The following is a 12,892-nucleotide window of genomic DNA, read 5'->3' as shown; positions in this document are numbered from 1 at the left end:
AGTGATCAGGCAGAGCAGATGGCCAGAGATCGTCAGCCCCGCAGGTGAGGCTTACTTCGGAAGGGCTGGTCGTCGCGGGCATAGCGATCGACGAGATCATCGAAAACCTCGTCCGCTGCCCGCTCGTCAAAGCCTTGGTCAACGAGAACCCCGACAACGGCGTCGCCCAGCTCCTCTATCCAGTCCTGCCGTCCCTGGTCGAGATAGCTGGTGATCGTCCAGAACAGCATCGCTCGCGCGACGTCGTCACGATCCGGGCGCCGCTCGGCCCGATGCCGGTCCCTCAGCCGCTGCTGCCGCTCACGCTGCTTCGCGTTCCGCTCCTCCAAGGTCTGTCGCGCCATAACATCCTCCCCCTGTTTTCGTTGATGGCACTCTTATGGTCAGATGACCGGCGGCATGGCGCAAGGCGTTTGTCGCCGAAACGGAATCATCGTGTTTTGAATCGGAATTTTCGAGTTTGGAATCGAATGAGCGCAATTTTTGTCAGGTTGCAGGCGCGTCGAAACAAGTTGCCGGCAATCCCGCGGCTATGTTGACGCCGCCGGATGCACGATCTCCGGCTCTTTCGATAGGACGGGAATCGGAAATATCGAAAAACGAAACGTTTGCCCCGAGCTTGGAAACGTTGCCCTCAACTTTCGAATCGTTCGCCTGGAAGTTCGAATCGAATGAGCGCAATTTGTTTAGAGTTGCCGGCGACCTGTATCAGCTTGTTCTAAGGTAGATCAACGTGCGGGAGACTTAAGCCTGCTGACCGAGGATCCAGCCTTCCCATGTTCTGACATCATCAGCTTGCGGTAGGCCTTCACCCCGTCGGCCGTCGACGACGTCGATCATGCCGAGCAGGCCGACTGTCGCGTCGAACCGGTCTTCACCGTCCCTGCTGTTTCCGAAGCCATCGCTGATCAGACTTTGGAGTTCGCTCCCGTCGACATGTGGCCTGTTTTCCAGCCACCGCATCAGATGACTTGCCACGGACCGGCGTCCGTCTTGCTGTCGCTTGCTCCATACCGGACGTCGGGGAATTCCAATCTGCCCATAGACGTCGCCGGGATAGGTCTCGGCGACAACAGTGGCGCCCGGCATCATCAGTTCATGGAGCGGCCCGTCGAACGGCCAAAGCAATAGCTCCTCCAAGTTCGGCAGTATAATCTCACGCCAGCCGGCCAAGGCGGCCTTGCCCACCTGATTGCCGCCGAGCGTCCAGAACAACATGCAGGCGTCGCCGCGATCCGGCGTCGCCCGCTCGCAGAGGCGCAGAAGATCATTGCCGCTCAGCGCTAAAGCGTCGAAGAGGTGCTGACGCTGTGTGCCCCCCGGCCGCATCGGATAAAAGGGGCGGTCGATGGAGATTTCGCTGCGATGCTCGGCAACGTCGAACCACCGCGCAAAGCGTGTGTCCCCAGATGAACGCAAAAAGCAACGGAAGTCAGATCCCCCCAGCACTCTGCCGTAGGCGGCAGGAAGCCCGATCGGGAAGTCGAAACCCATCAGCACTGCCGCGTCTGCTACTATCCGCCGCCGCAGCCGGTGGATGAGGTTCTGTGTGTCGCCGACAGCCTCCGGCGCCGACAGGGCCCATGTATCGCCCTGCCGAACCGCCACGCACATCCATCGCTTCTTGGCTTCAATACTCCAGTCGCAATGCGCGATGACCGTTACAGACATTTACGTCCTCCATCCCTCGCTCTGGATTTACGAGGCGGCGACCAGGATGTCGATGACCGCTGCCCCATCAAGAGCCTGGGGCGTGCCATCTTCATTCGCAAAACGCCGCGTGAAATGCGCCGGCCACACCGGCACGGCCGGGACGAGAACGGGGCGGCCGTGTCCGTCCTGCGGGGCATCGATCAGAAAGCCTGCGAGATGATCCCGCACCCACTGACGGTTCTGTTCGAACTCGCCGGTGAGATGGGAGGGATCGAAGGCTGGGCTAAAGCGGCCGACAACATGACCATCGACGATGCTGGTGCTCATCGTCAGCAGGCCGTTGCGGACCGCGAGACGCCGAACGGCACGGCGCTCGACATGGGCCAAGTGCCGGAGTAGGAAAGAAGACAGACGATCCATCAACGATCCTCCTTCATAGCTGGGTGAACGGAAACAATTTCCGGCGACAAGCCCTGACGCGTAAACGTCCGATAATTGGCGCCGACCCTTCTCTCGAGGTAATCGAGAACGAGCCGGCAAGTGGGATCTCCGGATTCTGCCAGTTGCCGGAGTGGTTCGAGCACCACCGAGGGAATGGCGCGCTTGTCCGATGACCCCTGCTGGGCAAACGCAAGAGCGAGGCCGATGATCAGAGCTGGGTCGTCCTGCGGACGCTGATCAACAAGGGGCTGATTGGGCTTGGAAGCTTTCGAGCTGCCTCGCTTGAGGCGGGCAGATGTCGATGGTGCTTGGGTGGACATGATGTCTGCGGACATGCAGGATCTCCTCGCCGGTCCGGCTTCATCGGACGGCGTCTTCTCAAGGATGATGGGAACGGCAAGAGGCCGCCGCGGCGTCACGCGCCGCAGCTATCTCCTCTTTCGAGCGGGGGTCGATCGCCTCAGGCGTCGAGCAATCGCCGGGCAAAGCCAATGCGGATGTGCTCAGGTGGCCAGGAGACCACCTCATCTGCCAGCGCCTCCGGATCATCGCGGCCGTCGTCGTCATCATCGAAGCTCGGCTCTTCACAGGAGCCGCAACGGCATCCGGCTCCATGATCCTTAGTGTCATCGGTGACGTCATCGCAGATCTTCACGCGGGGGATCGCCCGCAGCGTCCCGAAGCGACGCTGATGGAGCGACGTCTCGGAGCCGGCAGCCGCGAGCGGTAGGGTCGCCGCCGGCATCTCGGGGAGACCGAGCGCCCGGCACGCCTCGACCTCAAGAAGCTGCCGCACGCGGCGCCCGAAGCGAACACGCAGTTCCGCCATGCAGGCAGCGGCACCATCGATCTCAAGAAGATCGTCGATTTCGGAGAGCGCCCAGACGCCTGCCGGATGATCACTCGGACGGCTGGCGCCATCGATGATCGCAACGCCGACGGTCTCGACCATCGTTCGCTTCTGGGTCTTGTAGAGCCAGTCAGGCAGCACCATGGCCGACGCCAGCATTTTCAGCTTCAGCTCCTCGAGCCGGCTTGTATCGCCGTAGGATGCGAGCGACCGTTTCAGATCCAGCACGAAGGCAGTGCGCATGGCGCGGTTCACGACGATCAAGTCCGGCGTGTAGCTGCCTCTAGCCGGCGCCTCGCAATCAAGCCGCACGCCCTCGAGCGCCCGCCAGTCATTTCCGGCAATGTGAGCGAGCCGGCGCAGCGTTCGCTTGAAGCGGCCCGGATTACATCAATCGACCCCGCCCGCGTTGACGATGACGCGGAAGCTGGCGTCCGTGGTCTTCTTCAAGAAGAGCTCCGTAGTCGCCAGCAACTGAAGGATGGGAACGGTCACGCTGTCGGCGTTGGCGCCGGGCTGTACGAGAACGACCTCGAACTCGACCCGCGATTTCCGAGCCTTCTCCTTGAAGTACGAGAGCTCGCGCTGTCCGCCCTTAAGAAACCGGGTATTCCCTGTCGCCGTCCACTGCGCCTCGCGCCGTTTTAGGTCTCTGACGAGACGCTCTACACCCTTGTGCTTCTTGGTGATGCACTTCTGAGCTTGGCCGCAGACGAAGTAGAAGTTGTCGATGAGAGCGGAGACTCGGCCCCCGATGGCGCCTTTGCAGTGGACCAGCGTCAGCTTGATGGTGCTCTCATCGATGTCCTTTAGGCACACGAGGTCACCGGCCTCTGCCTTACCGTCATCGTTGAAGACCAGATTGTACTCGTCACGCACGTGCTCGAAGGCGCGGTACTGGATGGTCGCCGTGTCGCCGGCCTTACCGATGGATTCCTTGTTGAGCGGCACGCCCGTGAAGTCCCAAGCCTCCAACTGGTCCTTGGGATAGACACCCACTTCGAGGTTCGTCGGGATGTGATAGCAGTTGTACGAGTGCGTGCCGTCAGCGTAGCGGATCACGACCGGATCGCGCTGAAGGTAGACCTCCAGCGGTTCGGCTTCCTTTGTCACGCGCTTGAACATGACGGCGGGACCGGATCTGCGCTCGTACGCGTATCCGCCGGGAAGGCTTTCCGAAATCTTGAGCTGATATACGGCCTGCGCGTCCTCAGCTTCGAAGCTGACGTTGATCGTGCCGTCACCCTCGATAGAATCGATGCCGACATCGACCTCGTAAAGCAGCTTCTCGACCTTGCCGAACAAGATGGCTTGCCGTTCGCTTTGGTTCTGCTGTGCCTGCTCGCCCCATTCGGCGGAGATGGCATGCGACGTATGCGGAGCAGTTAGTTTGATAGGTTTGAGGAAGCCTTTGATGATGTTTTTCACGTCGTCGTCGTCCGACGTGACCTTGTCCCATGTCGACTTTGTCCAGGCGACCCAATCCGCGACCGAACCGGACGTACGTTGCTGCCAGACCTTGCCACGACGCTTTGCTCCACCCCAAAGGACTCGGTCGCCGTCCTCGTACCCGACACAGGCGATGTTGTTGAGCTCGGCCTCGGACTTGTCGATGTGCCCAAGGCCTTCCGTGACGTTTGTCCCGAAGTAGGTCGTGAAGCTGATCGCGCCAACACGGCGTGAACCGAGATTCTTTACGAGGGGCAGCTCCACGCCATTCAGAATGTTGAAGATGGCGTCGCCGCTGAAAAGCTCGACGTCATCGCCCGCAATCACTTTCGCCATGCGCTCAGTGCGCATCCGATCGTAATCGCTGGCGTAAATGGACAGCACGCCCTCGTCCTCTTCCCAACGCGCGATGACGAGGTCATAGAGGGTGTTCACGACGTTCTGGTAATCGCCCCACTTGACCTCTTCCGTCTGTGCGACCACCGCAACGAGGAGTCTATCCTTATCGTCGAGGGCATACCAGGTCTCGGCAGCCGTCGGCAGGACGCCGGCGTATTCGAGCGGAGTCCAATCTTTGCACTTCGTTCTGTAGAACTGAGCCGAGATGGCTGGGCGGAGGTTCCAGAGCGAGAGCTCCGCTGCAAGCGTACCGTTCAGTTTCAATTGTTCGATGACGTTCTGCAGCCGGAGTTCATCATCGATGCGCTCCTCACTGAGACGGCGGATCAACAGGTCCCAATCCGCGCCCTCCGCGTAGAGCGAGGCGAGCTTCTTCTCCGCGCCGGGGTCCGCGATATTCGTGACGACGGTCGCGTCGCCCACGTCCTTAGGCCCTTTGCGCGTGAAGCGACCGATGAACTGGAGCGTGATAGCGAGCGACTTGTGCGTGTCATGCAGCGCCGCAAGCTTGAGCTGCGAGAAATCGAAGCCCTCGCCGAGCATGTGCCTGCGTTTCGGTGCGCGCCATCAGAATGTGGTCAAGCTTCTGCTCATTGACATCCCGTCGCAGGGCCTCAATGGCCGCGCGGGCGACGACTTCGTCGCGCGCTTCTTGGTCGCCATACTCCTCAACGGTCCTGAGGTTGATTTTCTTGTAGTAGTCGGCGCGCTGGGCGTCCCCGAGTTTGTAGTTAAAGATGATCTTGCCATCTACGCGCTGGTCGTCCCGACGGAACGGCGTCGCCGTAAATTGAATGACCTTCCCGCCACTGAAGCGGTCGCGGACCGAGCGCCAAGTCCGCGCGGTTATGTGGTGCGCCTCATCGACGAAGAGGTGCGAGCACCCAGCGGCGAGTGTCGCAACGGCGTCGGTGTCGGACGCCGCCAGTGAGTTCGGCAGCGCGATGATGATGTTCGCGTTCCTTAAAAGCTCTTCGGCCTCATTGACGCTTCGGATGCCGCCGGAGATGAGCGCCACCCGCGGTCCGAACAACTCGACTGGAATCGCTTGCGCCGTCGGCAAATAGCCGAGGGTTGCAAACTTATCCTCTATCTGGTCACGAAGGGGCACGCCCGACACCAGCACCAGCGTACGGGCCGGTCGAAGATAGACCTGGGCGGCAAGCATGGTCTCGGTCTTGCCGGTCCCCGTCGGCAAGACGACCGTCGCCGGCTCGAACGTGTCGCCCACGGCGAAGTGGGCGGCAATAGCATGAAGCGCGCCGATCTGCGGAAGGCGCAGGCCGGGCTCGTCGTTTGGACCTTCCAGCCGGAAGAAGAACTGGTTCTCCCACGTGGTCAACAGCTTTTCTGGTGTGTCGACGCGCCGGGTAAGCGCTTCCACCACGTCCCACTGAACGGTCAACGTCTCGGGGATGGCTGCGTCACGTGCCAGGTCGGCCGTGAGCACAGGCAGATCCGTCTCACGGTGCTTCGCGCCTTTGCGGCGGATATAGAGCTGGTCGTAGGGCGGTTTTAGTTCGGTCTTGACGAGGTCGTGACCTGGCATGTCGTTGAGGAAGATGCGGGCGCGTGTTGTGGCCCCGCGGAACACGACCTGCCGGACGGCATTGCGCCCGATCTTCACCCGAAGCGCCGACAAGGGCGGCAGCGTGAGTCTGCCCCTCCAGTCCTCGAACATGTTCATCATACCCCCCGTGTGACGGCAGCCATTTCGTGCGCTGCATCTTGTAGGCTAAACGGTTGCGATCAAGTTTTCAACCATAGCGAGAGACGGCGAATAATCTACGCCAAGCCCGGCGTGCTTTACTTTCGGTTGCAGTCGCAAGGAAGGTTGTAATTTCGGTGATCGAGCACCATATCGCTCGCCAGCGTCGCGAAGCTTCGGGCGAGAAGCACGCGGGACGCGAATTGGGGTTTTAACGGGGGCATCTATGCCAATTCCTGCCGAGCATGCGCGTCGCTACGTGTATCATTTTTCCCATATTGATAATTTGCCCGGATTACTGCAGCACGGCTTCCTGGCGAACAATCATGCGCAGTTTCCCATAAAGCATCGCTCGATCGCGGCGGAGGGTATCCAAGGCCGCCGAGCGCAGATGAAGGTGTCATGCGGGCCAAAGGGCTGCGTCCATGACTATGTGCCCTTCTATTTCGGCTCGGTAAGCCCGATGCTGCTGGGCGTCGTGAATGCCAAGAATGTCGATCAATACGACATTCTCTATTTTGAGTTTCCCATCGCCTTAATCGAACGTGCGGATGCAATCTTCACCGGCGCGTCTGCGAATACGACGGTCGCACCGAATTTCTACCACGATCCGGCGGATCTCGCACAACTTGACTGGGCCGCGATCGACAGCAAAAAGTGGGGGAATCCTGACGAGGACTATCGCCACAGGCGCATGGCGGAACTGCTCATCCACGGCCAATTGCCCGTGACTGCGGCGGCGCGCTGCGTCGTGTGGAGCAAAGAGACCAAGAAGCGTGTCGAAACTATTGTGGGCACCAAGCCGTTTCCGCCCATCGAGTTTCAAGACCCATGGAACCGACCTCACTGGTTTACGGATTTCGCGAGCGGTGGAAAGAGCAGCGTCGTGAAGGGACCCGGCGAGATAGCAAGCATTTTCGAGGCTGCGTGCGCCTATGTCGAGGAGCATGGCGGCGATCATGTAGATACTGCGGAGTTCAAAAACTTGAAGCGCCTGCGCGAAGGTCTCCGGGCCGATTTCGGATGTCTACCGCATACTGCCGAACTGGTTGAACTGCGCTCGGAGAACGGCGTGCATAAACGCACGGTTGATGTCCACACGAAGGAGGTGGTCGCCCAGCTTCTGGCACTTGATGAATTTAATGCGCTCGACGAGAAAAAGCAGATGCTGATCGAGATCGCGGCCTATTTGCACGATATCGGCAAGGGGCCGCGCTCGCGTTGGGACGGCAATGGCGGCCTGCAGAAGGTCGACCCCGACCATCCTGTTGGCGCGATGCCGATGATGGCTGAGATCCTGACCAAGCATGTTGGCAGCGTCAGCTTGCCGTCTGCGAGAAGATTGATGAAGCTTGTATGCTATCATGACCTTGTAGGCGATGTCCTCGGGCAAGGACGCGACGAACAGCAGATCCTTGATGTCGTGGACGACGTGGCGGAACTGGATATGCTGTTCGCGATCGCTAAGGCGGACGTTAGCGCGTTAGTCCCGCATTGGTGGGACGGGGACAAGGCGGATATGTTATATCAACGCTGCGTAAAGGCGATAGAAGAGTAGGTCATGCTTGAGTTTGTTAAAGGCGACATGTTCGATTCTCCCGCGGATATACGCGTCAACACGGTCAATTGCGTTGGCGTGATGGGAGCAGGTGTCGCTCTGGCGTTCAAGCAGCGCTATCCAGAAATGTTCAAGGAGTATCAACGCGACTGCAAGGACGGTCGCGTTACCCCTGGGAAAATGCACGTCTGGAAGTCCCTGACCGGGGACTGGATCATCAATTTTCCGACCAAGCGCGACTGGCGCGAACCATCGCGCTACGAAGACATTGCCGCTGGCCTGGACGATCTGCGCTGCTATCTGGACGGGTTCGGTCCGGTGACTGTCGCGCTCCCCGCATTGGGCTGCGGACATGGCGGTTTGGACTGGGATCGCGTGTCGCGGATGATCGGCGACAAGCTTGATGGCGTCGATGCCCATGTGCTTGTCTTCGAACCTGCAGCGTCGCGGCAGGCTGGCCGCACAGCGACTGAGCAGCCGAACGAGGACGAACGGAAGAGTGCCGAACAGCTCGGCTACGAGCTTGTCCAACGCGGCAGCCTGCCAGCCTTGGAGGCGCCCGGCCCGCTTTATGTTCTGGGAGATCCGGAAGCGCTGTCGCGGCGTTGGATCGGGATGCTGCCCTCACGCAGTCCCGGTGAGCGTGAATTGCAGGCCCTGGAGGCGATCGCGGCTGAACTGAAGCGTTCGGCCGCCGGCAAGACCGTCGCGCTGGTTTATGGTACTCGCGTCAGCGAAGACTTAGCAAGGATTTTCCTAAGGCAAGGCGTCGACGTCGTGATGTTGCTGCCTTTCGGCGTCCTCACTCGCAAAGTTTTGGCGAAGCAGGCCGGCCGGAATGGAGCCGGGTCGCTGAGCCTTGCATCCGCGGCGCCGGCAAACGGGAAGTGGAGCCGGCAGCTTTTTGCGCAGACGATGAATATGCTGCGGCAGAACGCTGAAGCGCTCCTTTTGTCCGATCCGGAACCTGAATGGCTTGCAAGCAACGGACTCGTTAAGTGGGGGCAAACGACGATTTCCTATGTCCGCTACGAGACGACGCCGGCCGCGATGCGCGATGCACTGGGACGCGCGGGAGCACGCCCCATCGGCAGACGCAGCGAGGAAGGCGCACCCAATATCGATTTCCTCATCGGAAAGGACAGCACGGCATCAGCATCGGGTAATGACGCCGTCGTTAGGCTGTCGAGTGCGCCTGCCGAAACTCCAAAGATATCCACAAGCGATGACGCATTGTTAGCCAGTGACATCCTTACGCTGACGCTTCACCAAGGCACTGAGACGAGACGAGTCGAGATTTTTGATCTCTTGGCACAGCTTTCTTCTACCCAGGTGGATCTGACAGTCAGATTATCTCCTAATGTCAGCGATGCTAACCGGCAACATTTGATTGAGCTGGGTTTCACGACACACAAGATTAGCGACGCGATTGAGCCAACGGCAGGTTTTAGGCATCGCGAGCTCGATCCCGAATGACCGCAATGAGGGCGCAAAGCTGCCGGACGCTTTGTGCCGCCTCACTGCAGCCTGAACCTCGGAAAGCGGAAATTATTGCCGTTCGACCGTCCAGTTGACTGATGCCCAAAGCCAGGGCACAAAAGCGGCATCCACGGTCGCTCGCGATGGGAAAACAGAGGGAATTTCAAGGTTTTTACACTAAGTAATTGAAATCATGTGAGAATCCAGGTCACCCAGGCAAGCCGTTTTTGACCGATTTTTTGGATCCAGATTGGCGAATTTCTCAGTACGGAAAACTGGCGTCTTCTCAATAAATTGGGCGACCTTTGCCCGCATTTTGTTGGCATCCGTTGTGTTCCAAGGCGGCCAGGAAAATTGGCTGGGGACCCGCGGCAATGACCGGAACGAGGCCTTTCGCGGATCGTCCGTGCTTGAAGACTATCAATGCGGGAAGCAGAGATCCGAGGCGTCGTGGATGCCCCGGCCGAAGCTCCATCCACTCCGTGTTCTTCACGGTGAGTTCAGGTGGGTTGCGAACTGACCCTGAATATACCGTAAGCTCAATTAGGGAGTTCCACCTCTGGCCCGACATATGGACGTCCGCGTCCTGGGTTTTCTTGGCAACTGGACTGGACGCTTTGGAATGCGGCTGACGGTCTGTGCTTTGTGATCATCTGCCTCGCAGATCGGCGCGGATGAGCTCCCCCATGCGGTCGCGCACCAACACTCAGCCACTGCTGAAGTCCTCTATCATTGCCGAGGTGGATGAGCGCCCCATATCCTAAAGTAGAGACGGCCGACTCGTCGACCTGTTCGAGCTACGCCGAAAGCGCGGAGGCGAAAGTGCTAAATGACCTCGGCGGCCCCCGCCGCGTTTATTCGATCTCGACCTCTTCTCCGTCATCAAGCCTGCCTGCCTTTGTAAGCGTGCTTGCAGTGATCGCTATTCTCTATTTCGCCAAGGACGTGCTTCTTCCTCTGGCAATTGCAGTCCTGCTGACGTTCGCCCTCGCTCCGATTTCTTCACGTCTGCGGAAGTTGGGTCTCCCGCGCACTCTCGCCGTTATAATCACCGTCGTGCTCGCCTTCCTTTTTCTCGTCATTTTTGGGCTCGTCGTGGCGGGGCATGTCGCCGAGGTGGCTCAGAAGCTCCCGGAATACCAAGGCAACATCATAGCCAAGATCCGGGCGCTTCAAGATAGCGGAACGGACAACGGCTTCATCCGACGCCTGACGTCCGCCATCGAGAGCGTCGGCCGCGAACTCAACAACGATGGACAGCCACATGCTGGCCCAAGTGCTGGCCCGACACCACGCGAACCGCTTCTGGTTGAGATATTTGCGCCTAGTCGTCCAATCGCCACTCTCACGAGTCTGATCGGTCCCCTGCTTGGCCCCATAGCCTCACTAGGCTTGGTCATAGTCGTGGTCATTTTCATGCTCTTGGAGCGAGAAACGCTTCGCGACCGCTTTATCCGCCTCGTCGGCTACGGAGATCTGCATCGAACGACAGAGGCCATCCAGGAGGCCGGCAGCCGGGTTGCCCGGTATCTGCTCATGCAATTGGTGGTAAATTGCACTTACGGCGTCCCGTTGGCGCTCGGTCTATGGGTGGTGGGGGTTCCGAACGCGGCGCTCTGGGGAATGCTGGCGATCATCCTCCGTTTTGTCCCCTACATTGGACCCGTCATAGCGATGGTTCTGCCGCTGTTCTTGGCGTTCGCGGTCGACCCAGGCTGGAGCCTCGTTCTGTGGGTTGCGGCCATATTTCTCATTTTGGAATTGACTAGCAACAATATCGTGGAACCGTGGCTTTATGGATCTCGCACTGGGCTGTCCCCCTTGGCAATCGTCGTCGCTGCGATTTTTTGGGCGTGGCTTTGGGGACCAGTCGGCCTGGTCCTATCGACACCACTGACCGTCTGTCTTGTAGTCCTGGGCCGATACGTCCCGCAGTTCGAGTTCCTGGAGGTTCTATTTGGGAGCGAGCCGGTGCTCGATCCTAAGGAGCGCCTCTATCAACGGCTACTCGCAGGAGATCCCGATGAGGCAACTGACTACGCGGAGGAGCTTCTTGAGGAGGACTATCTGGAGGACTACTACAGCCAAGTGGCTATTCCGGCCCTTTTGCTTGCTGAGAAGGACCGGCGTCGTGGTGTCTTGAGGGCGGAACAAATGGATCAGGTTTATGAAGCTGCCATTGCTCTGGTCTCCAATCTTGCCGACATCGCCCAGGAAGAAGAGCAGGAGGAGCAAGCTCCCAAAGATGAAGCCAAGGTAGATCAGCGCCCTGTGACGCCGATCAAGGTGAGCGATGATGCAGCGGAACTACCGGACGGGAGTGGCAAAACAGTCTTCTGCATCGGCGGCAGGGGCCCGCTGGACGATGCGTCAGCAGCCATGCTCGCTCAAGTGCTCCAGGTCCAAGGAGCCGAGGTGGTGGTAGCAAGGCACTTCGATCTTTCCGATCGCCGTGGCACCAATTTGGTGCCGGAACGAACAAGCGCCATTGTCGTCTGCTTTCTAAATGAGGACTCGGGCAGGCACGCCCGCACGGTTGTCCGCAGGCTCAAGCGTCTGTACCCGGCGGCGCGGGTGGGCGCGGCGCTATGGACGGAAGGCGAGGACGACAAGATATCGCTTGATCTCGAAGAGGCTGACTTCGTAGCCTTCAATCTGACCTCGGCCGCTCGGGAAGCGCTCTCTGATACGCAACCGCCACTGGTGGCCCCGCCGCGTAAGATCCGCATCAGGCGCCCCCTAAACAAGACGGCACCGCCGCCGGACAGTCTAAGTCGACCTGAATCGACCCCAGACGCACCGTTGTTGCCCATATGATCGGCGACGGAAGGAACCTCATGTTCGACGTCAGCCCTGTCGCAAGCAGTGCCACATCCGCCACCGTTGGCTTGCCAGTGCGGCGTTTCAGAAACGCCGAATGGCGTCTGCGCGTCGGCACGCTTCATCCCGAACGATTCGTCAGGAAATGACGTCAGTCACAGCAAGAATTGCCATAGTCGTCTGATTCGCACATTAGGTGATTAGATCCGAGCACAGTTCTCAAGACTATATCGCCGCTGACTTCGGGCGTCGCCTGCAATAACTAGCCGATGTGATTGCTATATCTACGTCGGCAGGGACAAAAGTGGCGGAGCACCGCAAGTCGCGCTATCCTTCTGGCGCGTTTGCTGTTCAGCGTGGGGAAGTATCCCGCATGGGGAGGGACCTGGCATGAGAGGCTGCTTCGCTAGGATAGGAGAAGTCGGCAATCCGACGGGCGCCATCGTAAACCTCAAATGTGGGGCCCTCTACCTCTATGATCTTGTACCCGTTTACATATTCAACCTTCGGCGTTTTCCAGCCCATGTTGCTCTCC

The 12,892-nt window shown here is 59.3% G+C and carries 10 protein-coding genes; 3 read left to right on the top strand and 7 right to left on the bottom strand.

The window, feature by feature from the left end; all coding sequences use genetic code 11:
- Positions 1-32 precede the first annotated feature (32 nt).
- The 7 genes from C5L13_RS01965 to C5L13_RS29210 form a co-directional block, all read right to left on the bottom strand.
- Complete coding sequence (locus C5L13_RS01965) at positions 33-344, bottom strand: hypothetical protein (protein WP_105381569.1); 312 nt, start codon at positions 342-344, stop codon at positions 33-35.
- Positions 345-744: 400 nt separating this feature from the next.
- A complete protein-coding gene (locus C5L13_RS01955) occupies positions 745-1,671 on the bottom strand; it encodes a DUF429 domain-containing protein (protein ID WP_105381567.1) in 927 nt (308 codons plus the stop codon).
- A gap of 27 nt (positions 1,672-1,698) precedes the next feature.
- Positions 1,699-2,073, bottom strand: coding sequence for a hypothetical protein (locus C5L13_RS01950; protein WP_205836804.1), 375 nt, complete (start codon positions 2,071-2,073; stop codon positions 1,699-1,701).
- A complete protein-coding gene (locus tag C5L13_RS01945) occupies positions 2,073-2,429 on the bottom strand; it encodes a hypothetical protein (protein ID WP_105381566.1) in 357 nt (118 codons plus the stop codon). The genes C5L13_RS01950 and C5L13_RS01945 overlap by 1 nt, the downstream gene beginning before the upstream one ends.
- 125 nt (positions 2,430-2,554) lie before the next feature.
- Positions 2,555-3,256, bottom strand: a complete 702-nt coding sequence (locus tag C5L13_RS01940; RefSeq protein WP_245423209.1) for a hypothetical protein — start codon at positions 3,254-3,256, stop codon at positions 2,555-2,557.
- A gap of 78 nt (positions 3,257-3,334) precedes the next feature.
- Positions 3,335-5,335 (bottom strand): DEAD/DEAH box helicase, encoded by a 2,001-nt coding sequence (locus tag C5L13_RS29215; RefSeq protein WP_245423208.1) that lies wholly within the window; start codon positions 5,333-5,335, stop codon positions 3,335-3,337.
- Positions 5,283-6,479 carry a DEAD/DEAH box helicase family protein gene (locus tag C5L13_RS29210; protein ID WP_245423207.1) on the bottom strand — a complete coding sequence of 399 codons (1,197 nt, stop codon included), beginning with the start codon at positions 6,477-6,479 and terminating at the stop codon, positions 5,283-5,285. Before C5L13_RS29210 ends, C5L13_RS29215 begins: the two co-directional genes overlap by 53 nt.
- A gap of 247 nt (positions 6,480-6,726) precedes the next feature.
- On the opposite strand from C5L13_RS29210, the gene darT reads away from it, so the two are divergent.
- From darT to C5L13_RS01920, 3 genes are all read left to right on the top strand, one after another.
- Entirely contained in the window at positions 6,727-8,058 is a 1,332-nt protein-coding gene (gene darT / locus C5L13_RS01930) for a type II toxin-antitoxin system toxin DNA ADP-ribosyl transferase DarT (RefSeq protein WP_105381565.1), read from the top strand.
- 3 nt (positions 8,059-8,061) lie between these two features.
- Positions 8,062-9,534: a macro domain-containing protein gene (locus C5L13_RS01925; RefSeq protein WP_105381564.1), complete on the top strand. Its 1,473-nt coding sequence runs from the start codon at positions 8,062-8,064 to the stop codon at positions 9,532-9,534.
- A gap of 747 nt (positions 9,535-10,281) precedes the next feature.
- A complete protein-coding gene (locus C5L13_RS01920) occupies positions 10,282-12,354 on the top strand; it encodes an AI-2E family transporter (protein WP_105381563.1) in 2,073 nt (690 codons plus the stop codon).
- Positions 12,355-12,892: the final 538 nt, after the last annotated feature.

The sequence above is a fragment of the Neorhizobium alkalisoli genome, assembly GCF_002968635.1.
Taxonomy (GTDB): Bacteria; Pseudomonadota; Alphaproteobacteria; order Rhizobiales; family Rhizobiaceae; genus Neorhizobium; species Neorhizobium alkalisoli.
Note: the sequence above shows the minus strand (reverse complement) of the source record. Positions and strands in the feature narration are given on the sequence as shown.

Bases quoted from the DNA above. Each gene is read 5' to 3' on its own strand.
- C5L13_RS01950 (WP_205836804.1), bottom strand. From the start codon at position 2,073: ATGGATCGTCTGTCTTCTTTCCTACTCCGGCACTTGGCCCATGTCGAG.
- C5L13_RS01920 (WP_105381563.1), top strand. From the start codon at position 10,282: ATGAGCGCCCCATATCCTAAAGTAGAGACGGCCGACTCGTCGACCTGT.
- C5L13_RS01945 (WP_105381566.1), bottom strand. From the start codon at position 2,429: ATGTCCGCAGACATCATGTCCACCCAAGCACCATCGACATCTGCCCGC.
- C5L13_RS01925 (WP_105381564.1), top strand. From the start codon at position 8,062: ATGCTTGAGTTTGTTAAAGGCGACATGTTCGATTCTCCCGCGGATATA.
- C5L13_RS01965 (WP_105381569.1), bottom strand. From the start codon at position 344: ATGGCGCGACAGACCTTGGAGGAGCGGAACGCGAAGCAGCGTGAGCGG.
- C5L13_RS29215 (WP_245423208.1), bottom strand. From the start codon at position 5,335: ATGCTCGGCGAGGGCTTCGATTTCTCGCAGCTCAAGCTTGCGGCGCTG.
- darT (WP_105381565.1), top strand. From the start codon at position 6,727: ATGCCAATTCCTGCCGAGCATGCGCGTCGCTACGTGTATCATTTTTCC.
- C5L13_RS01955 (WP_105381567.1), bottom strand. From the start codon at position 1,671: ATGTCTGTAACGGTCATCGCGCATTGCGACTGGAGTATTGAAGCCAAG.
- C5L13_RS29210 (WP_245423207.1), bottom strand. From the start codon at position 6,479: ATGAACATGTTCGAGGACTGGAGGGGCAGACTCACGCTGCCGCCCTTG.